General features: G+C 60.6%; 18 protein-coding genes. 12 read left to right on the top strand and 6 right to left on the bottom strand.

All coding sequences use genetic code 11. The features are described from left to right. Nucleotides 1-13 precede the first annotated feature (13 nt). The 10 genes from WCX49_RS03845 (at nt 14) to WCX49_RS03800 (ending at nt 9,007) form a co-directional block, all read left to right on the top strand. Nucleotides 14-922 carry an MBL fold metallo-hydrolase gene (locus WCX49_RS03845; protein ID WP_345986259.1) on the top strand — a complete coding sequence of 303 codons (909 nt, stop codon included), beginning with the start codon at nt 14-16 and terminating at the stop codon, nt 920-922. Next, on the top strand, nt 915-1,292 hold the full coding sequence (locus WCX49_RS03840) for a thioredoxin family protein (RefSeq protein ID WP_345986258.1): 378 nt from the start codon (nt 915-917) through the stop codon (nt 1,290-1,292). The genes WCX49_RS03845 and WCX49_RS03840 overlap by 8 nt, the downstream gene beginning before the upstream one ends. A gap of 1 nt (nt 1,293) precedes the next feature. Further along, a complete protein-coding gene (locus tag WCX49_RS03835; protein ID WP_345986257.1) occupies nt 1,294-1,725 on the top strand; it encodes a DsrE family protein in 432 nt (143 codons plus the stop codon). Nucleotides 1,726-1,736: 11 nt separating this feature from the next. After that, a complete protein-coding gene (locus tag WCX49_RS03830) occupies nt 1,737-2,663 on the top strand; it encodes a DUF302 domain-containing protein (RefSeq protein WP_345986256.1) in 927 nt (308 codons plus the stop codon). 190 nt (nt 2,664-2,853) lie between these two features. Continuing rightward, nucleotides 2,854-3,315 carry a DsrE family protein gene (locus WCX49_RS03825; protein ID WP_345986255.1) on the top strand — a complete coding sequence of 154 codons (462 nt, stop codon included), beginning with the start codon at nt 2,854-2,856 and terminating at the stop codon, nt 3,313-3,315. A gap of 212 nt (nt 3,316-3,527) precedes the next feature. Beyond that, on the top strand, nt 3,528-3,803 hold the full coding sequence (locus WCX49_RS03820; RefSeq protein WP_345986254.1) for a hypothetical protein: 276 nt from the start codon (nt 3,528-3,530) through the stop codon (nt 3,801-3,803). Nucleotides 3,804-3,812: 9 nt separating this feature from the next. Beyond that, nucleotides 3,813-4,481, top strand: coding sequence for a carbonic anhydrase (locus WCX49_RS03815; protein WP_345986253.1), 669 nt, complete (start codon nt 3,813-3,815; stop codon nt 4,479-4,481). Next, entirely contained in the window at nt 4,478-4,837 is a 360-nt protein-coding gene (gene acpS / locus WCX49_RS03810) for a holo-ACP synthase (protein WP_345986252.1), read from the top strand. The genes WCX49_RS03815 and acpS overlap by 4 nt, the downstream gene beginning before the upstream one ends. A 7-nt stretch (nt 4,838-4,844) precedes the next feature. Continuing rightward, complete coding sequence (locus WCX49_RS03805) at nt 4,845-7,214, top strand: AAA family ATPase (protein WP_345986251.1); 2,370 nt, start codon at nt 4,845-4,847, stop codon at nt 7,212-7,214. Nucleotides 7,215-7,492: 278 nt separating this feature from the next. Then, nucleotides 7,493-9,007 (top strand): hypothetical protein, encoded by a 1,515-nt coding sequence (locus WCX49_RS03800; protein WP_345986250.1) that lies wholly within the window; start codon nt 7,493-7,495, stop codon nt 9,005-9,007. 48 nt (nt 9,008-9,055) lie between these two features. Here WCX49_RS03800 and WCX49_RS03795 read toward each other — a convergent pair whose 3' ends face one another. From WCX49_RS03795 to WCX49_RS03770, 6 genes are read right to left on the bottom strand one after another with little or no spacing between them, the layout of a single operon-like run. Continuing rightward, nucleotides 9,056-9,739 carry a DUF4386 domain-containing protein gene (locus WCX49_RS03795; protein ID WP_345986249.1) on the bottom strand — a complete coding sequence of 228 codons (684 nt, stop codon included), beginning with the start codon at nt 9,737-9,739 and terminating at the stop codon, nt 9,056-9,058. Nucleotides 9,740-9,769: 30 nt separating this feature from the next. After that, nucleotides 9,770-9,970: a sulfur carrier protein ThiS gene (gene thiS, locus WCX49_RS03790; protein ID WP_345986248.1), complete on the bottom strand. Its 201-nt coding sequence runs from the start codon at nt 9,968-9,970 to the stop codon at nt 9,770-9,772. After that, complete coding sequence (locus WCX49_RS03785; protein ID WP_345986247.1) at nt 9,970-10,965, bottom strand: SAM-dependent methyltransferase; 996 nt, start codon at nt 10,963-10,965, stop codon at nt 9,970-9,972. Before WCX49_RS03785 ends, thiS begins: the two co-directional genes overlap by 1 nt. Then, entirely contained in the window at nt 10,962-12,257 is a 1,296-nt protein-coding gene (locus WCX49_RS03780; RefSeq protein WP_345986246.1) for a TolC family protein, read from the bottom strand. Before WCX49_RS03780 ends, WCX49_RS03785 begins: the two co-directional genes overlap by 4 nt. Continuing rightward, nucleotides 12,214-13,401: an aspartate aminotransferase family protein gene (locus WCX49_RS03775; RefSeq protein ID WP_345986245.1), complete on the bottom strand. Its 1,188-nt coding sequence runs from the start codon at nt 13,399-13,401 to the stop codon at nt 12,214-12,216. Before WCX49_RS03775 ends, WCX49_RS03780 begins: the two co-directional genes overlap by 44 nt. Next, the gene (locus WCX49_RS03770) at nt 13,395-15,134 is read right to left on the bottom strand and encodes a molybdopterin-dependent oxidoreductase (protein ID WP_345986244.1); all 1,740 of its coding nucleotides are present in this window, start codon (nt 15,132-15,134) and stop codon (nt 13,395-13,397) included. Before WCX49_RS03770 ends, WCX49_RS03775 begins: the two co-directional genes overlap by 7 nt. Nucleotides 15,135-15,328: 194 nt before the next feature. Between WCX49_RS03770 and WCX49_RS03765 the strand changes: the two genes are divergently transcribed. Next, complete coding sequence (locus WCX49_RS03765; RefSeq protein WP_345986243.1) at nt 15,329-18,490, top strand: glycoside hydrolase family 15 protein; 3,162 nt, start codon at nt 15,329-15,331, stop codon at nt 18,488-18,490. Next, nucleotides 18,487-19,497 (top strand): glucokinase, encoded by a 1,011-nt coding sequence (glk, locus tag WCX49_RS03760; protein ID WP_345986242.1) that lies wholly within the window; start codon nt 18,487-18,489, stop codon nt 19,495-19,497. Before WCX49_RS03765 ends, glk begins: the two co-directional genes overlap by 4 nt. Nucleotides 19,498-19,518: the final 21 nt, after the last annotated feature.

Here is a 19,518-nt window from a genome sequence, read left to right as displayed (position 1 = left end):
GAAGGATCGACAGATGAAAATGCTCTGGACAGTGTGGCTTAGTATCACATCGGCGCTGGCGTTCGAGTACCACCTCGAACCGGTCAACGTCGACCGGGGCATTTACTGTTTCTTCGGGAAGCCGGAGGCGATGAACACCGTTAACAACGGCAACATGGTCAACAGCTGCTACGTCGATACCGGCCGCCGCTGGCTCGTCATCGACAGCGGCCCGACCCATGCCTATGCCAAAGAGGCCGCGGCCAAGATGCAGGCAATCAAAGCACAGCCGACCGCCCTGGTCATCGACACCCACGTGCATGACGACCACTGGCTCGGCAACGGCTACTTCGCCGCAGCGGGAATTCCCGTCTACGGACCGGGCCTCTTTCAAAAAGCGGTCAACCCGCAGGAGACGACGCGGATGCAGAAACGCATCAGCCCCGAAGCCTATGCCGGGACTCAAGTCGTGCTGCCCTCACACAGTATCGATGCCAATGAAACGCTCGATGTCGACGGCGAAACGCTGCGGATCATCCGGCTCACCCGGAAGGCCCACACGGCAGAGGACCTCATGGTCTATCTGCCCAAACGTGAAACGCTCTTTGCGGGCGACCTCGTCTTCAACGACCGTATCCCCTCCCTGCGCGACGGCGACCTCCACGGATGGATCGCCGCGCTGGAGACGGTGCAGGCGATGCCGCTGAAGCACATCATCGGCGGCCACGGCAAAAACACCGGCAAAGACGCACTGCAGATGACCTATGTTTACCTGACGCAGCTGCGCGACCGTGTCCGCGATGCCATCGACGACGGCATCGGTATTGCCGAGGCCACCAAAACGATCCGCCTCGACGCTTTCCGCAGTGTCGCGCTCTATGACGCGATGCATGCGCAAAACGTCGAAGTGGCCTACCGGATGCTGGAGTGGGACGATGAATAAGCTGCTGTGGCTGCTGCTGCCGCTGTTCGCCGACGCCGTCGAATGGCGCAGCTGGGCAGCGGGGACGGCCGAAGCTGCGCAGCGCGGCAGGAACATCCTCGCCGCCCTGGTCCGCGACGACTGCCACTACTGCCACGACATGGAGCGTGCCGTCTTCGACGACGCGGAGATGAGCCGCTGGGTGGAGGGGTGTTTCGTGCCGGTCAAGATCAACCTCTCGAAGCGGGACGTTCCCTTCGAGGCAAGGGTCCCAATGAGCCCGACTTTCATCATCCTGAACCCGGAGGGCCGCGTCATCAAGACGGTGCCCGGGTCATGGAACCGTGAAGATTTTACCGCGCTGACCGAAGCGGCGTGCACAAAGGAGTAACATGCGTTTTCTGATCATTTTACTGGCGTTCGCCGCCTGGCTGAGTGCCGATACGGCGTTCGCCGACCCCAAACCGGCCCTTGATAACCCCCGCCAGGTCGTTTTCTCGGTGACCGAAGGGAGTGACGAGGCGATCAACCATGTGCTCAGCTCCGCCAACAATGTGCTGAAGTTCTACGGACCGGAAAAGGTCCAAATGGAGATCGTCGCCTATTCCGGCGGGATCCGTACCCTGCTCAAGGACAATCCCAAGATTGCGGAGCGGGTACGCACGCTGATGCTGTACGACGTCACGTTTGTCGCCTGCGGCAATACGATGCGTACCAAAAACATTACCGAAGACCAGCTGATCGACGACGTCGAAGTCGTCACCGCCGGCATCGTCGAGATGATCGAGCGGGTCAAAGAGGGCTGGGTCTACATCAAACCCTAAAGGATTACACCATGATGAAAAAGATGCTTTTTTTCCTGATAACCGCCGTTGTCGCGCTGCATGCCCAGGGTGACCTGCGCATTTACAGCGTCGACAACGATCCCAAGAGCGACCTGCCGCAGGTGATCGAACGTTCACTTGCAGCCAACGGCTTCACTATCGCCGCCAATACGGAGATGAACAAACCGTTCAACATCCAGTTCCAGCAGAGCGACTTCGAGGTCTTTTACCTGCTGACGGCGTACCATACGGACCTCTCCCGTAAGCTCGTCGTAAAATACCCCGACGCGGGTATCTTCGTGCCGATGGGCTTCGGGATCTACCAGCACAAGGGCGAGAAGCAGCTGCACGTCTCCGTGCTGACCGCCGAAGCGATGGCAAAGATCATCGGTCTTAAGAGTGTCGACCCGATCGTGAAAGGTATCGAAACGGCCGCGATGAAAGCTCTGGAAAAAGCGATGCCGAAAGCCACCGTCGCGATCGAGAACGAGAACCCGCTCCCGGCAACGGGGCCCCTGGTTTCAACCTACAGCCTCGAAGTGGAAGAGGATGAGTACGAAGATGCAAAAGAGGAGCTCGCCATGGGAATCCAGGGCGGCCTCAGCCCCAAAGGCTTCGTGCTCTCCAACACCCTCGATTTCGAGATGGTCGTCGGTGAGGATGAGAGCATCGACAACCCGTTTGATTTTTATGACAGCTACTCCATCTGTAAGCTGAAGGTGATCTACAACGTCGCCAAGACGCGCCCGCAGGCTTCGGCCTTCGCGCCCTGTACGATGATGATGTACAAGAAAAAAGGCGAAGACAAGATCGTCATCGGTTTCCCCGGCGTCTATAACTGGATGAGCAGCGCACGCGTCCAGGATGCTGCGGCCACGGCCGAGCTCATGAAGGCCCAGGACGATTTCGAAACCCTCCTGAGCGACCTGACGGAGTAACCCTCCGTCCGGTCCCCGGGGCTGCCTGCATACTCGGCCCCCTCCCTGCCGAACTGGTTTGATTCATTCTTCTACTCCTACGTTCGTTCCGTCACAAACCGCAGGCAGCCACGGGGACCGGACACTAGATCGCGATTTTTACATAGTTTTTACTTTCCCCCGATATGATGCACTCCACCAAGGAGACCGCATGAAAAAACTCTTCCTCGTCCTGCTGACCGCACTCTCGCTCTCTGCTGCGGAGAACCCCAAAGTCGTCATCGACCTGACCACCGGCGATATGCACACCTTTGAACAGAAGATCCTCAAAGGGATCGTCGCCCACAAGACCTACTTTGAGAACCAGCTCAAAGAGCTCGACGTCGCCGTCGTCATCCACGGGAACGCCTACAAGTTCTTTCTCAAAGAGCCGGCGCACTTTGATTTTGCCAAGGACCCGGAACTGCTCAAAGCCGCCCCGGAGCTCGCCAAGCGCATCGCCGCGCTGGCAGAAACCTATGACGTCACCTTCCTGATGTGCCAGGCGGGGATGACCAAGAAGAAGATCGACGCCAGGGATGTCTACCCCGGCATCGCGACCGTCCTGAACGCCGGTGTCGGCCTGATCGAAAAACAGAACGAGGGGTACGCCTACCTTCCCGTCGGCGACTGACCCACTATGGGTTTTCTTGAAGCACAACCTGACTTCGAGAAAATGCCCATGCACCCCCGTCTTCCCCCGATCCTAAAACGCTTCGTCGCCGCATCTTTCACGGTCAGAATCGAAGCACGTTGAGCGCCCCGGCCCGTAAACGCCCCCGGGATTCGCTTCCTTCAAAAGAGTTTCAGTATAATCAACCCAAAGATAAACGGTAGAGGATTCCTATGGCAGCACCATGCATTGATGCGGATTACAAAGGCGAAGAGCGTTACACCAAAATCACACTGGCTTACGACACCGAGGAGCAGTACAAAGAGATCAATGCCGCCCTGGCACAGATCCACGAAGAACATAAACTGGACCGCAGCGTCTACCTGACCGAAAGCGTCAACGGACGCAAGCTCATCGTTATCGAATACCACGACGACTACGACCGCGAAGCAGGTGCCATCTTTGAAAAACTGATGAAGATGCTCAACATCGAGCGCTGCAAGCTCTGATCCCCTCCCATGCAGACATACGCCGAAGGCAACGAACTTTTTCAAAAGGTCTACTTCAAAGAGCATGAGGCCGAACTGCTCCGCCTCGCCAAGGAGGGGCAGAGCCCCAAGGCCCTCTTTATCGGCTGCTCCGATTCGCGCGTCATCCCCGACCTGATGATCCAGAGCAAGCCGGGCGACCTCTTCGTCATGCGCAACGTCGGCAACTTCGTGCCCGTCTACAAGCCCGACGAAGATTTCCACGCCACCGCCACGGCCATCGAATACGCCGTCAGCGTCCTCAAAGTCTCCGAGATCATCATCTGCGGGCATACCCACTGCGGTGCCTGTCAGGCGCTCTTCGAAGAGATCAGCGATCCCGGGCTCATCCATACGCGCAAATGGCTCTCCCTGGGGATGAAGGCAAAAGAGAATGCGGTCGCCGTCCTGGGAACGGAAGGCGACCGCGAAGAACTGCTGCGCCTCACCGAGCAGTTCTCCATCCTCTCCCAGATCGAGAACCTCCTCACCTACCCCTATGTCAACAAACTGGTCAAAGAGGAGAAACTCTTCATTCACGGCTGGTACTACGACATCGAGACGGGGCACATCCGCTATTATGACCCCGAACAGAAGCGTTTTGTACCGCTGAGCGACCTCGCAGAACAGCACCAGATCGCCGACTACGAACAGCTATGATCGGCATCGACCTCGTCAAGATCGAGCGGATCGAAGGGCTGATTGAGCGGCACGGTGACCGGGCACTGCAGCGCTTTCTCTCCCCCGAGGAGATCACCCTTGTCAGCAAACCCCATACCGCCGCAGGCTTCTGGGCCGCCAAGGAGGCCTGTGCCAAAGCGCTGGGGTGCGGCATCGGCGGCGAGTGCGGTTTCCACGACATCACCATCAGCAAAACCGATCGCGGCGCCCCCCGGCTCACCCTCTCCGAAAGCGTCCGCGCACGGTACGGCATTACCGACGCCTCCCTCTCCATCACCCATGACGGCGGCTTCGCCATCGCCGTCGTTGCACTTGAAGGTAAAAACTCCCTATAATAGTCGTATGAATACGACACCCGACACCTTTCCCGCACCGATCGGCCAGGACAAACCGGCGTCACTGCTGCGCAGCTGGCTTCAGCGGCTGGGAAGCTGCCTCCATTTCGGCGGTGTGGCCGATCTCCTGGTCATCGCCGGTCCGCCCGCGTCGGGGAAAAAGCTGCTGATGCTGCAGACCCTGGCGCTGCTCAAGCGGGAGCGTCTGCACCTACATATGGGCGAGTTTGCCTTTTCGGATGACCTCGACCGGCTGCTCGGGCCCAAAGGGATCCTTACAACGTGGGTCGCCGCACACCCCGAAGGGGCAATCGTTTTCGAAGATATCGACGCGACCGACCATGCGATCCAGCGCGCCGTCGCCGCCATCGTCACGGACGGTGCGCCCGGTGCGCCGGAACGTTTTAGACAGACCCTCTTCGTCTTCCTCTTTAAGATCAAGGCTCCGGAGTGGGTCGAAAAGAGCCGCCTCGAGCGTTACTACGACCAGCCGCTGCTGGAACAGGCCCACCTCTTTGAGACCCTGGCGACCACGGGCATCCCCGATGACAACGGCGGCCTCCGGGCGCTTTTCGACCCGGAACTGCTCAATGTCATGAGCGAGACGGACCTTATCCTCCTCTACCCCCATGACCTCCCGGCGCTGCAGACCATTACCGAAGAGGTGCTCCGGACCGCGAGCGCTCGCTGGAATGCGACCCAGCCCGTCACGCTTGAACTGCAGCACCCCTCCGAACTCGCCCTGGCGATGCTCCTCTCTTTTTCCCCTTACCTCAACACGACCCGCATCGCCCACCGCCTGCCCGCCTACCTCTTCGACCTTGCCCAGACGGGCATGCCGGAGACGGGGTCGATAATCCTTGATGTTTCCAAAGATGCGCGCCACTGGCTGCAGAGTACTTTTGCGGATGAGTCGGACCTGAAATCCTTCGGCAAATACGACCGCCGTTTCAGCCTGAACTGGGAACGCCGCAGCGGCAAAGAGGGGATGGAGCTGCGCCTGCGTTCCGTCGAAGAGCATGCCCAGGAGTACGTCCCGCAGCCGCTGCAGAGCGACCGCCTCACCATCCATCCGGTCGGCCGCATCGGTTTCGACGCTATCGCCGGCCAGAACCGGGTCAAACAGCAGCTCACCGCGCTGGTCACGCTGCTGCACAATGAGCGGGGGCTCAATACGTTCAACATCACGCTTCCGAAGGGGCTGCTGCTCTACGGTCCCGAGGGCGTCGGAAAAACCCTGCTCGTCAAAGCCTTCGCCAAGGAAGCCGGCCTCCCCTACCTCTACCTGCGGGGAAGCGACCTTTTCAACGAGGAGCTGATCGAAGCGGCCTTCCAGCGCGCCCGCCAGGCCGCCCCCCTGCTTATCATCCTCGATAACGTCGACGTCAAGGGGATCATCGAGGGAAATTACACCCCGATCCCGACCGAAACCCTGGGTGCCTCCATCGACGCGGCTCCCGACGCCCCGGACAACTTTGTCTTCACCGTGATGACAGCGCAGCACAAAGAGGAGGTGCCGGCCGCGCTAATGCACCCCGGGCGCATCGACCAGTTTGTCGAGGTGCCCGAACTTGACAGGGAGGCCCGCCTCTTTTTCGCCAAGCAGCTGCTGGACAAACCCCATGCGAAAATCGACATCGAACGTATCACCCGCTATATGAGCGGGATGAACGGCTACGAACTCGGCCGTATCGCCAAAGCCTGTGCACTGGAGGCGATCAAGCAGGGGAAGGCGCAGCTGGATGAACAGATCATCATCGACCAGATCAATACCATCAAATACGGCAGCCGCCTGGAGAAGAAACGGCTCAAGAACTTCGAGGAGGATCTGCGGCGCAGCGCCTTCCACGAGGCCGCGCATGCCGTCACCTCCATGGTCCTGCTTCCTACCGTCGAAATCGAACAGGTCACCGTCATCCCCCGCAGCGAGACCCTCGGGCTCGTCTCCTACACCCAGGAGAAGCTCCAGACAAACATGAGTGCCGATGAGCTGCGCGCCAACATTGCCGTCGCGCTGGCAGGACGGCTGGCCACGGTCAAGCAGTTCGGCGAGGGCGAAGGGATCGAAACGGGGGCCTACAACGACCTGCAGCAGGCCACCCTCTACGCCTACAGCGCCGTCGCCCAGTACGGCATGGACAGCGAGCTGCAGAATATCAGCGTCGAACTGCTGCAGCAAAATGTCAGTAATACCCTTTTCGATGCGCCGCTGGAAGCGCGCATTGCCGTCTGGATCGCCGAGGGAACCGCCAGGGCCAAAGAGGTGATCGAGACGCACTGGGTCCTGATCGAGACCGTTGCCCAACGGCTTATCGCTACGGAGTTCATCGAAGGCAGCGAGCTCAAAGCCCTTGTAAACGCGCCGCATACTGCCTGAACATACCGCTTTTCCCTGCCCCTTCCGGCAGGTATTATCCAAAGTTTAATTTTGTGTTTACCGGTTCTTAAGGTCGATAGGAATAATATTTAGTTATGGAAGAACTGAAACGGTTTGGCTCTCAAGGCCAATAGGCGAAGGGGAAATACACCGAAACGCCTCGCTGTCCCTGCCCCTTAACAGAAAAGGCTCTGACAATGAAACAGATCACTTCTAATGGGCGGATTTGGAGAAATCTCCTGGCCGCAGGCTTACTATTCGGCGCTGCCGTAAACGGATTGGCATGGGAAAAACCCCACGCCACGGGGCAGTTTGAACTCGACGGCAACATCATCAGCGAAGCGGCCGTCCCGGGGGATGACTGGCAGGATATCGCCAACGGGCTCGACAGCGCGTTCAGCGACAGTGGGATCATCGTGGACGGGCTCGGTATGAGCATCTTTACCGGCGGAGGTTCGAAAGACATACGCGATGTCACCCAGTGGCGCTGGACGGACGGTTCGGTCCCGGACAAGGATGAGATCCTCCACTCCGCCGCCGCAGCCTACAACGCCAACGGCGAGCTGATCGTCTACCTGATGGGCGACCGCTACTCCACCGACGGATCGGCCCAGATGGGTGTCTGGTTCTTCCAGGACCGTGTCGCCCCCAAACCGGACGGTACGTTTTCAGGCGTCCACAAAAACGGCGACGTGCTGATGCTCGCGGAGTTCGTGCAGGGGGGAACCCAGGCGCACGTCAAACTCTACGAATGGGACGACACCCAAAAAGACAACCTGAAACTCATCTTCGAAGGCCAGGGCGGCGGCGACAACTACTACTTCGCCACCTCCAACGGCAGCCCGACGCAGGCCTGGGATACCTATACGCCCAAATCGCTCGTCGACGGCATGCCCGAGCACACCTATCCCGAGAACAGTTTCTTCGAAGGGGGGATCAACCTCAGCTGGATCTTTGAGAATGCGGTCCCCTGCTTCAGCTCCTATCTTATGGAGACACGCTCATCCCACCGTGTCAACGCCCAGCTCAAAGACTTCGTCAGCGGCAATCTCGATACCTGTAAACTGAGCATCTCCAAAGAGTGTCTCTCCTCCGAGCTCGAACGTTCCGACTATATCACCATCAACCACACCTTCAAGTACACCGTGACCAACGAAGGTTTCGGAACGATCGACCGTATCGAGTTCCATGACGACGCGGGAAGCCCGGAGGACCCGAACGATGATCCGACCCTCAGCGATATGACGGATCTGGCAACGGGCGAGTCAAGAAGCTACAGCTATACGATCAACTCCTACCTCAACCCGCCGACCAACACGATTACGGCGACCGGTCATATCGGGGAGTACGCCATGGCACCGGAAACAGCGCAGTCAACCTGTCAGAAGATCACCCTCAACCCGGCGATCTCCATTACGAAAACCTGTAAACAGAAGCTCGAAACGCTCGGGGGCCAAGTCGTCGTCCGCGTTGATTACGAAGGCAGGGTCTGTAACGAACAAAACGGGACCCTGCTTACCAACGTGCACGTCACCGACGACAAGTCCGGCGAGATGTTCGATTACGATGCGCTTTACCCGGCCGACGACCCGCAGGGACGCACCCAGTGCGAAAGTTTCAGCGGCACTTACCGCCCGACGGCCACGGTCTCAGAATGTGCGATCAACAACACACACCGCAATACCGTTGTGGGGATCGGTACCGAACCGCTCAACGGCACCGAGGTCAGAGCGACCGCGACCTCAAACTGCCCGCTCTGCGACGAAGAGTGCGTCGAACCGGCACAGCCATAAACTTTGAGAGGCGCGGATGCCTGCATCCGCCGCCCTCCTTTTCCCGCACTACGATTTCACCCCTCTTACCAGCAGCCAGAACGCGATCGAAAGCTCGGCCAGCAGCGCCAGCGCAATCAGGATCGATGCCGTCATTGCCAGAAAAGGCGTACCCTGCGGCAGCAGCAGGTGGGCAAAACTGTCGATCAGGTACCCAAGCGAAGCCGCCATCAGCAGCGCGCCCAGCAGACGGGGAAGATAAGCGGATTTCATGATCAGGATGCCCAGAAGAAAACAGTGCAGCCCGAAAAAGACGAGGCCGATATCGTATCCGCTGCCATGGGCGTCAAGAAGCAGCTGCACGGTTGTGGCCGCAGCGGGGTCCGAACCCTGCAGGACAAAGGGTACCGAACCCAAGGTGATAAGATTGGCGGCAAGGACCGCACCCATTATGAGCCGAAAGGCGGCTGCCAACAGTGCCAGGAGCCGGTCTGTCTGCCGAAAAAGGAGATAAAGCGCCACCGTGGCCGTCACGTCAAAGAGCAGCATGACGATATCCGCAGCAAGACTGAGACGGAAGATCCCCTCCGCTTCCATGATATTTGCGGCCGTCGCCGCCGCATCCCCCTGTACGATCAGCGGCATGCGCAGGAGGAACTCCGCACTGATGCCCGCCATGATCACGACGAGCCATGCAAATCCTGCAATGCGGGCCGGGGTATTGAGCTCCCGGCTGCCGGCTGCCTGTCCCATGATTGCCTCCCTGCCCTTCAGCGGGCCGAATCAGCCTCCGCCGACAAAGTCCAGCAGTTCGAGGCGGTCGTTGTTGTGCAGCTCATGCGTATCCCACAGGTCCTGCTTGACGATCTCCATGTTGATGGCCGCCGCCATGACTTTTTCCCGGAGCCCCATCTCGTCGAGCAGTTTGCCCAGACGGGTATCTTCCTTGACGGTCCGTGTCTCCCCGTTGATGATGATTTCCATTATGCTCTCTCCTTTCTGAATCGTATCATTTTAAAACGCTCCCCGAGGAACTGGGGCATGATCAGCGTTTTGACCTTTTCGAGTTCCTGTTTATAGACTTTTTCGTCTGCATTCGCTCTTAAGATCTCCAGCAGTTCAAGGATGCCCATCTCTACCAAAGCTTTCATCTGCGTCGCGTATTCGGCCATCGGCATCCCGGCGGCTTCGAAGGCCTCCTTGACGTGGGCGAACGTGACGTCGTAGGTGATGTCGCTTTTTTTGAAAGCCTCCGCGCGGTCAAGGGCCTCGTCAAAGAAGGGGAAGACCCCGTGCTCTTTGTAGATGCGCAGCGAGACGTCCGGGCGTGCCTGCATCTCCCCGTAGTCGAAGGTGATGAATTCGCTTTGCTGCGCCGCTGCGGCCATCTCCTGCGCGAATGCCTCGTACCCGACGGCGATCTCGCCCCGGTCCTTGTGGAACTGCTCCGCCTTCGCTTTCACCCAGGCGTCGTCGACGTCGAAAATGACCTCGTGGTTCTCGACCCGGCCTGTTTTGCCCTTGTAGTAGAGTTCGCAGGGAAAAGCGTCGAAGATCTCGTTGGCGACGAAGAACGCCTCCGGCTCGTTCATCTGCGAAAGCGCGGTGTAGTGGCGCAGTGTGACGGCCTCCCCGAAAGAGTCCGCGAAGTAGCGCCGCTGCTGCTCCTGCAGGTGTTCAAACCGTTCGACGATGGCAAAGGAGAGCGTCTGCAGCAGTTCCGGGCGCAGGGTATAGATGAACTCCACGATGTCGGCCAGCAGGTAGCCGTGGTGCGCCCCGATCTCGCAGACGGTCGCGTTCGGGCTTAAGAACCCCTCGTCGATGACGTCGATCAGGTGTTTGGCGATGGTCCCGCCGAAGAACTTCGACGCACTGACCGCCGTATAGAAGTCCCCGCTTTTGCCGATGGGGCGGTAGGTCGCATAGTAGCCGTCGTCGGCATAAAGCCACTCCGTCATGTAGTCGCTGAATCTCATTGTTCCGGGTCACTCAGTTTTTCATACAGGTTCAGCAGTTCGCGCTGGCGGTCGATCTCGTAGCTGCGCTGGCTGAGCTGCTCGACCTGTTTCGAATTGGCCAGCAGCTCGACGTCGTACTGCGTTTTCAGCCCCGCCCCGTACTGCGCTTCGGTGTCTTGCAGCAAGGTGGCGTAAAGCGCTTCGTTCTCTTTGGCCAGGGCGATCTTCGCGTCGATGTTCCGGAGATTGTCGGCGACCTGCTCATACAGCGCCCGCAGCGCCCGCTTCGTATCGTCGATGGTCACTTTTGCCTTGAGGTAGGCCAGCCGCGACGCTTCGTAGTCGTTGACGCTGTTGATGTCGATGGGCATCGAGGCCTTCACGCCGTAGCGGTAGTAGGCCGTCTCCGGCGGCTGGGATTTGATGGCGGTCGAACCGGTAAAGAAGAAGGACTCCTGCTTCTGCCAGTTGTAGCTCCCCTGCACACTGATGCTCGGCAGGTACGATGCGAGGGTGACGTCTTTGTTGTAGCGTTCCTGGGCGCGCAGACGCTTTGCCAGGGCAAGGTCGATCGTGCCGTCCATGAAGCGCGCCTCATCCACCATCGCGAGAAAAGGGATCTTTGCCGTGTGGTAATCGAGGTCGCTGATGCTCTCAAAAGCGCTCACGAGCCGTTCCTGCGCCGTCTGCAGGTCCAGCAGCGCCTGTTTGGCGACGTTGCGTTCGATGATGGCGTTGTTCAGGAAACCCGAATCGAGCTGCCCGCTCATATACTGTTCGCGCTTCTGCAGCAGGTTGATCTCGGCGTTATCCACCTGCAGCTTCTGTTTGGCGATGCCGAGTTCGGACTGTTTGATCTGCATCAGCAGGTCGACCGCCTGCTTGATCAGCGTGCGCTCCTGCTGGGCGATGGTGAGCATCCCGACGTCGCGCGACGCCTCGGCGTATTTGATGCCGTAGTAGATCCCGCCGCTGCGGAAGATGGGCTGGTCGATGGCAATAGAGGCGCTCTCCTGCTGGGTCTCCGGTGCGCCCTGCCCGTTGTAGGGGTTCTGGCGGTTGAGCGTGTAGCTGATCACCGCCGGCTGGATCCAGCTGTCACGCAGCTTCGCGCTCTCCTCTTCGGTCTTCGCATAGTCGTACCCGAAGGCTTTGCGCTTCAGGTCGGAGAGGTAGGCTTCGAGGGAGACGCCCTGCCGTTCGGATGCGGAGGGGTACTGCTCGCCGAACAGGACCGTTGCGTTCTGCTCGGCGGCAGAGAGGCCGCTACAGAGCAGCCAGAGCGCGGCGAAGGCGTGCAAACCCTTCATCCATCTCCTCCCGGCTGATGGTAAGCGGCGGCAGGAACCGCAGCGTGTTCCGTCCGGCTTTGAGGACGAGGACCCCTTCTTCGCGGGCATTCGCAATGACGCGGGCGAGGGTCTCGGCGTCTTTGGCGCGCAGACCGCGCATCATGCCGAAACCGACCGCATCGGTAAAGAGACCGCGGTGTTCCTCGAACAGCTTCTTGAGCTCCGTCTCGAAGTACAGGAAAGCTTCGTCGAGCTTGCCGCTCTCTTTATACGCTTCGAGGACATCGAGGACGGCATTCGCCGCTGCCGTGGAGAGGTAGTTCCCCCCGAACGTCGAACCGTGGTCACCCGGGGCGAAGATATCCTTCTTCGCCGTCATGACGACCCCGATCGGGACGCCGCCGCCGAGCCCCTTGGCCAGGGTGATGACGTCGGGCTCGATGCCGTAGAGATTCGAGGCGAGGAACTCGCCGGTACGGTAGATCCCCGTCTGAACCTCGTCGACCATCAGCAGCACGTCGCGCTTTTTGAGCATGGCGGCGAGGGCCTGGACCTTGGCGCGGTCGAGCGGCTGTACGCCGCCCTCGCCCTGCACCAGTTCGATCATGACCGCAACGGTGTGGCCGTCAATCAGCCCCTCGATCTCGTCGATGGACTTGGCGTAGACGAAGCCGTCGGGGAAGGGGCCGAAGTAGTTGTGCATCGCCTCCTGCCCGGTCGCCTTGAGCGCGGTGATGGTCCGGCCGTGGAAGGAGTGCTCGAGGGTGATGATCTTGTAGCGTTTGACCTGACCGTCCACCTCGCCGTACTTGCGTGCGATCTTGATGGCCCCCTCGTTCGCCTCGGCCCCGCTGTTGCCGAAAAAGCACTTCATGTCATAACCGCTGCGCTCGACGATGCGGCGGGCACAGTCGGCCTGCGGTGCGATGCGGTAGAGGTTCGAGATGTGGGTGATGCGTCCCACCTGCTCGCAGATCGCCTTGGTCACGACCGGGTTGCCGTGCCCGACGCTGACGACACCGATGCCGGAGGTAAAGTCGATGTACTCTTTGCCCTCCGTATCTTTGAGGCGCGCATTTTCGCCGCTCTCGAACGCGAGGTCCTGACGTGCATAGGTCGGCAGAACGAACTGTTCGTCCATGGATTTGATCGTATCTAACATGCTTCCACCTTGATTTTGTTTGCCTGGTAACAGGCGTTCCCCCCTGCATAACTGAGTGCAGAAGAGGTCAGATTGTTGACGCCCGGCGTCCCGGCGTAGACCAGAACGCAGTCGGCGAGCAGCCGTTCGTCGTGGGCCAGCGGCAGCACGACGCTTCCCTGCGCGGAGACAAGCCGCACCGGCGTCCCCTCCTCGATGCCGCAGCCCGGGTGCATAAAGGCCTGCGATTCGCGCTCGAACTGGGAGTTGAGGCTTCGCGGGCTCTTCGGGGAGATGAGGAAATAATCCTCCTGCATATCGAAGTCGAAATCATACTCCTCGAGGAATAAAAACTGCCCGTCATCCGTGTCGAATCCGTCGGCATACGGCACGGCATCGCGTCCCCGCACCAGGGTCTTCCCCCCGGCTACCTCCCCGCAGGAGCGGAAATGCTCCAGGTAGGCCGCTTCGGGCTCTATAGCCACGTCGAAGGCAGCGCACAGCGCCGCACTCAGCGCATATTCGCTGATGCCGGTCGCACCCGATTCGCATACGGGCATCTCCAGCAGCGCATTGTGGCCGTAGGCGGTGCGCACGTCCGCTTTCTCCAGGAAGGTCTTGGCCGGGATGACCAGTTCGGCCATCGCAGACGTCTCGTTCTCGTACAAACCGAAATAGACGACGTGCCCCGCCTTGGAGAGGCTGTCCGCCACCCGCCCCGTATCCGGCATCTGCGCCGCCGGGTTCGCCCCCTGGACGAAGACGAGGTCATAATCGGAAAAGGACGCCGCGGCCTTGGGTTCGAACCGGCGGGCCGCCGTGAAAGGCGAAGGGATGCCGCTGGACGAACTGCCCAGGAAACTGACGCCGCAGCCCGGTTTCCCGAACAGCCCCAAAAGGACGCCGATGGCATCGATGGCGCGCAGCACCTCGTCGCCGTGACGATACTTCTGGACGCCGGTGCCCACGAGGATGGCCACCTTTTTGCCCCGCAGCCGCTCCAGCACGCGGCCGATGTCACCGAGCCCCAGCCCGATGCCATCAAGGGCGGCTTTGATCCGCACCGTCTGGGTCAGCTCGTAGTACTCTTCGAACGCCTCGCCATGCTCGGCCAGGTACTCGGCGTCATGCATCCCCTCGATGACGATGAAGCGGGCCAGCAGCAACGCGAAATAGAGGTCCCCGCCGGGTTTCAGCTGGATATGGATATCCGCACTGTCGGCAAAGGCGGTCCGCACGGGGTCGACGACGATCAGCTCCTTGCCTTTGAGGAAGGGGAGCAGATGGGAATTGGTCACGGGAACGTTGCGCCCCCAGACCATGACGACGTCGGCCTCGGCGATCTGTTCGGGCGGCAGCACGCGGTTCGCGCCGCGCCCCTCGACCACGCCCGCTTCCCCGGCCCCGTCGCAGAGCGAGCCCTTTGTCAGCGCCGCGCCGACGGAAGCGAAAAAGTGGTCCGTCACCCCCTGCATCAGGCCGAAGTTGCCCGAACTGCGGTAGTGCAGGATCCCGTTGCCCTCGCGGGCATCGCGTACCAGCGTCTCCAGGTGTGCCAGGGCCGTCTCCATCGACACGACTTCGCCCTTCAGCCTCGGCTGGGTGATGCGCTCCTGTTTCCAGAAATGGTTGAGGTGGGGACAAAGGTAACCGTTGGTGTAGGAATGCGCTTTATCCCCTTTGAGTTTGCCCGTGTCGACAATGACGCTGCAGGCATCGTAACAGTCCAGGGGACAGGCGGTTTTATTCTGCATGGGGCTCCCGTTTTTTGGGACAATTCTATCCCGTTTTGGCTTATGCGCAGCTCTATAATTCGTCTGTTCTTCCCTGCCTTTCGGAGAATTTCAAACTCCTGCCTATGGTCAAAAAAACGTCAGCTCTCTTCCATCCGACCATGGGCGTTTATGCTATCATCAGCCCAATAATATCTCTTAGCGGGACGACAGGAATGATGACATTCGAAGCACGACTTTCCGAGCGTTATGACACCGTCTCGAAGATCATCCTCGAGCGTCAGGATGCCGTCACGGGGCTCCTGCCCGCCAGTACGGCGGTCAACGCCCACGGCGACTATACCGATGCCTGGGTACGCGATAACGTCTACAGTATCCTCTGCGTCTGGGGCCTCTCCCTGGCCTACAAACGCCATGACCCTGCCAATGCCCGTTCCCTTTCGCTCTCGCTCAGCGTTGTCAAACTGATGCGCGGCCTGCTCACGGCCATGATGCGCCAGTCCGACCGCGTCGAGCGTTTCAAACGCACCCAGAACCCCCTCGATGCCCTGCACGCCAAGTACGGCACCCAGAGCGGGCTCGCGGTCGTCGCCGACAACGAGTGGGGGCATCTGCAGCTCGACGCCACCTCGCTGTTTCTGCTGATGCTGGCCCAGATGACCGCCTCGGGGCTGCAGATCGTCTACACCGACGACGAAGTCGACTTCGTCCAGAACCTCGTGCACTACATCAGCCGCACCTACGCCACCCCCGATTACGGGATCTGGGAACGGGGGAACAAGATCAACCACGGCGACCCCGAGATCAACTGCAGCTCCGTCGGCATGGCCAAGGCCGCCCTGGAAGCCCTCGACGGTTTCAACCTCTACGGCACTTCCCGGGGGCTCGAGGGGGTGATCCACGTCGTCGCCAGCGACATCGCGCGCTCCCGCTTCACCCTGCACGGCCTGCTGCCGCGCGAATCGACTTCCAAAGAGACCGATGCCGCGCTGCTCAGCATCATCGGCTATCCAGCCTATGCCGTCGAAGATGCCGAACTGGCACGCAAAACGGCGCAGAAGATCCGCAAGAAGCTTGCCGGCCGCTATGGGTGTAAACGCTTCCTGCTCGACGGGCACCAGAGCGTGCTCGAAGACACTTCCCGCCTCCACTACGAAGCCGAAGAGCTGCGCCAGTTCGAGCACATCGAATCGGAGTGGCCGCTCTTTTTCACCTACCTGATGCTCGATGCCCTGCTGCGCGGCGATACGGCGGCAGCACAGGAGTGGAAAGCGAAACTCGAACCGCTCTTTGTCGAAGTGGACGGCGTGAGGCTGCTGCCCGAGCTCTACATCGTCCCCGAGGCAGCCATCGAAGCGGAAAAAGCCGCCCCCGGTTCCCAGGAGCGCCGTCCCAATGAGAACGTCCCGCTTGTCTGGGCCCAGAGCCTCTACCTGCTTGCTTCCCTGCTCGACGACGGGCTGCTCATCCCCGACGACATCGACCCGCTGCGGCGGCGCGAACGCGTCGGAGCGACCCGGACGACCACACCGCTCGTCGCCGTCGTCGCCGAAAGTCCTGACGTCAAAGCGCGGCTCCATGCCCTCGGTATCCGTACGGAAACCCTCGAAGAAGCCGCGCCGGCAAAAGTCCTGCACGCTTCGGAACTCACCCGTCTTTTCAGCAGCGTCGGCGCCAACCGGAAACTGCACCTCTCCGGACGGCCGCAGCAGGTTTCGCGCACTATCGCCACCTCGCGCCTCTACCAGGTCGGCGACGAAACGTACGTCTTCCTCCCCTACCACTTCGACCCCCGGGCGTTCTATCTCCATTACGACAACCGCCTGCTCGTCGAACATGTCCGCTCGTCGCTGAAGTTCCTGGCCGAAAACTGGGACCAGCCCGGACGGCCTCTGATGCTGCTGCTCGTGCGTGACGACATGCTTGAAGGGGCAACGCAGGAGAGCGTGCTTGAGCTGCTCCGCGCCGTCGAATCCGGCAGCTGCTGCGGCACGGCGGTCCAATCGGGTCCGCTGCACACCCTGCTGGGCACCGCCTCCCGCGAACAGATGGGTGCGCGCAAGGATTTCCTGCCCGAAGCCCCGTCATTCCGCCCCCTGCGCGGCACCTCCGTAAGCGACACCGGGACCTTTGTCCCCTACCAGCTGGGATTTGCCGAACGCCAGCAGATCGAGCAGCACGATGATGAGGCCCTGGCAGAGCTGCTCTATGCGCTTGCACCGGACCCGCGCGCCGTCGAAGCGCTGCAGCAGCTGTGGCGCCGTCACGGCGAAGCGTTTGCGGTGCAGACCGCCGATGGCGAGCTGCCCCTCACGGAGATCGCGCAACAGCAGTACGAAGCCGCATCCGCCCGCCACGACTGGGCTGCCGTCCGCCGCCTGGCGGACCTGCTCTACCGCTATGACGAACGCCTCGAAGACGTCCTGCTCGATATCATCATCCGCCAGAAACGCCTCGCCGTCGGGCGAGCCTACTTCGAAAAAGCGACTTTCTGCCACCCGGTGGAGAGTACAGGCATCGTCGAGACCATCTACGCCTACTGCGGCAGCAGCGCCGCCGAAACGGTCCTGACCCAGGAGATCATCCTGCACCTCGGCCACCTCATCCGCATCGAACCGGAACTGTTCGATCAGCTCATCACCGTGCGGACCTGGTACTTCGTCCAGCTGCTCGTCAGCCGCATCAGCCGCGAGACCTCCCAGGCGGTGGGCGACGCCTATGAAACCCTCCTCACCCTGGCCCCCCACGAGATCCTGCACCGCCTGCGGGAGGTCCTGCAGACCTTTGCCACCGAGCGGCGGCGCATGAACGAGATGGAAAACCTCCGCGCTTCGGGCTTTTCGCACATCAAATCCGTGGCGAGGATCACCGAACTGTCACAGGTGGAGAACTGGATGCAGTGGCGCCACGATGCCGGGCTGATCGGGCACCACGCCGAACGCTTCTACAAGGATGTCTGGTACCTGCTGCAGCAGTGCGACGGCATCGTCATCGGGGACAAATACGACAGCGCCAACCGTGTCGGGAGCGAGCAGACCCTCGATACCACCGCCGGAGAGCGCAGCTTCGAACTGCGCATCGACGCCCTGCTGCAGGGTATCCAGGCCCCGGAGTACCGCCAGCTCAACCTCGAGGCGATCGAGAGCCTTACCTGGCTCTTCCGCCAAAATCCCGAACTAAAGGTCGAAAACGATATCGTTCTGGATGTGCTTATCGGCCACGCGGTGCGCCTCGCCTGGACCGCGGAACACGGGGACGCCCATTACAACGAACAGCGCGGACAGGCTTGGGAAGCGTTTTATCACCGCTCTCCCCAAGACACCGAGGCCGCGTTCGTTGACGCGTTCCGTCATCTCCTGCAAGAAGGTTTCGAATGACACGCTCGCCGCTTATCCTCGCCGGTGACATCGGCGGGACCAAGACGAACCTCGCCCTCTACCGCCTCCGCGAAGCGGGCCTCGAACTTGAAACGAAACGGCAGTATGCCAGCCGCGAACATGCGGATTTCGCATCGATCGTCGACCACTTCCTCGACGCCTCGGCCATCGCGCAGATCGATGCCGCCTGTTTCGGCATTGCCGGCCCCGTCATCGGCGGCGTCTGCAAAACGACGAACCTCCCCTGGGAGATCGACACGCGGCAGCTGCAGGCACGCCTGGAGACACCGCGGGTCCGGCTGCTCAATGACCTGGAGTCAACCGCCTACGGCATGCTCTACCTTGACGACGTCGATTTTGTGGACCTCAACCCCGCCGCCGAACCCGGGGCGGGCAACCGTGCCGTTATCGCCGCCGGGACCGGGCTGGGCGAAGCCATGCTCTTTTTTGACGGCCAGGGCTATCAGCCGGTCGGCTCCGAAGGGGGCCATTGCGATTTCGCCCCCGCTACGCCGCTGCAGCAGGAGCTGCTCTCCTGGCTGTGGGAACGCCATCCCGCACATGCCAGCACCGAGCGCGTCCTCTCCGGACCCGGTGTTTACACCCTCTACCAGTTTCTGAAAACGAAGCTTATCGCGCCGGAACCGGAGTTCATGCGCCGCCTCGGACCGGACGAAGACCCCAGCGCGAAGATCAGCGAAGGGGCGCTGCTGCACAACGACCCCCTCTGCCGGGAGACCCTCGCACTCTTTGCCGCGATCTACGGTGCCGAAGCGGGGAACCTTGCACTTAAAACGATGGCAACGGGGGGCGTCTATATCGGCGGGGGGATCGCGCCGAAAATCCTCCCGTTTCTGCAGCAGTATTTCATGGAGAGCTTCCGGGCCAAGGGACGTTTTTCCCCGCTGCTCGCGGCAATGCCCGTCCGCGTTTCGCTCAATCCCGAAACCGCCCTCGACGGCGCGGCGCACTTTGCCGCAGACAACCTTCTGGGCCTTGCGGAATAAAAAATTTCGTCGTATAATGCC

It is taken from the genome of Sulfurimonas sp. HSL-1656, from assembly GCF_039645585.1.
Lineage (GTDB): Bacteria > Campylobacterota > Campylobacteria > Campylobacterales > Sulfurimonadaceae > Thiomicrolovo > Thiomicrolovo subterrani.
This window is presented reverse-complemented; position numbering and strand designations above follow the sequence as displayed.

Coding starts and splice junctions, on each gene's coding strand:
- WCX49_RS03845 (WP_345986259.1), top strand. CDS start 14: ATGAAAATGCTCTGGACAGTGTGGCTTAGTATCACATCGGCGCTGGCG.
- WCX49_RS03840 (WP_345986258.1), top strand. CDS start 915: ATGAATAAGCTGCTGTGGCTGCTGCTGCCGCTGTTCGCCGACGCCGTC.
- WCX49_RS03835 (WP_345986257.1), top strand. CDS start 1,294: ATGCGTTTTCTGATCATTTTACTGGCGTTCGCCGCCTGGCTGAGTGCC.
- WCX49_RS03830 (WP_345986256.1), top strand. CDS start 1,737: ATGATGAAAAAGATGCTTTTTTTCCTGATAACCGCCGTTGTCGCGCTG.
- WCX49_RS03825 (WP_345986255.1), top strand. CDS start 2,854: ATGAAAAAACTCTTCCTCGTCCTGCTGACCGCACTCTCGCTCTCTGCT.
- WCX49_RS03820 (WP_345986254.1), top strand. CDS start 3,528: ATGGCAGCACCATGCATTGATGCGGATTACAAAGGCGAAGAGCGTTAC.
- WCX49_RS03815 (WP_345986253.1), top strand. CDS start 3,813: ATGCAGACATACGCCGAAGGCAACGAACTTTTTCAAAAGGTCTACTTC.
- acpS (WP_345986252.1), top strand. CDS start 4,478: ATGATCGGCATCGACCTCGTCAAGATCGAGCGGATCGAAGGGCTGATT.
- WCX49_RS03805 (WP_345986251.1), top strand. CDS start 4,845: ATGAATACGACACCCGACACCTTTCCCGCACCGATCGGCCAGGACAAA.
- WCX49_RS03795 (WP_345986249.1), bottom strand. CDS start 9,739: ATGGGACAGGCAGCCGGCAGCCGGGAGCTCAATACCCCGGCCCGCATT.
- thiS (WP_345986248.1), bottom strand. CDS start 9,970: ATGGAAATCATCATCAACGGGGAGACACGGACCGTCAAGGAAGATACC.
- WCX49_RS03785 (WP_345986247.1), bottom strand. CDS start 10,965: ATGAGATTCAGCGACTACATGACGGAGTGGCTTTATGCCGACGACGGC.
- WCX49_RS03780 (WP_345986246.1), bottom strand. CDS start 12,257: ATGAAGGGTTTGCACGCCTTCGCCGCGCTCTGGCTGCTCTGTAGCGGC.
- WCX49_RS03775 (WP_345986245.1), bottom strand. CDS start 13,401: ATGTTAGATACGATCAAATCCATGGACGAACAGTTCGTTCTGCCGACC.
- WCX49_RS03770 (WP_345986244.1), bottom strand. CDS start 15,134: ATGCAGAATAAAACCGCCTGTCCCCTGGACTGTTACGATGCCTGCAGC.
- WCX49_RS03765 (WP_345986243.1), top strand. CDS start 15,329: ATGATGACATTCGAAGCACGACTTTCCGAGCGTTATGACACCGTCTCG.
- glk (WP_345986242.1), top strand. CDS start 18,487: ATGACACGCTCGCCGCTTATCCTCGCCGGTGACATCGGCGGGACCAAG.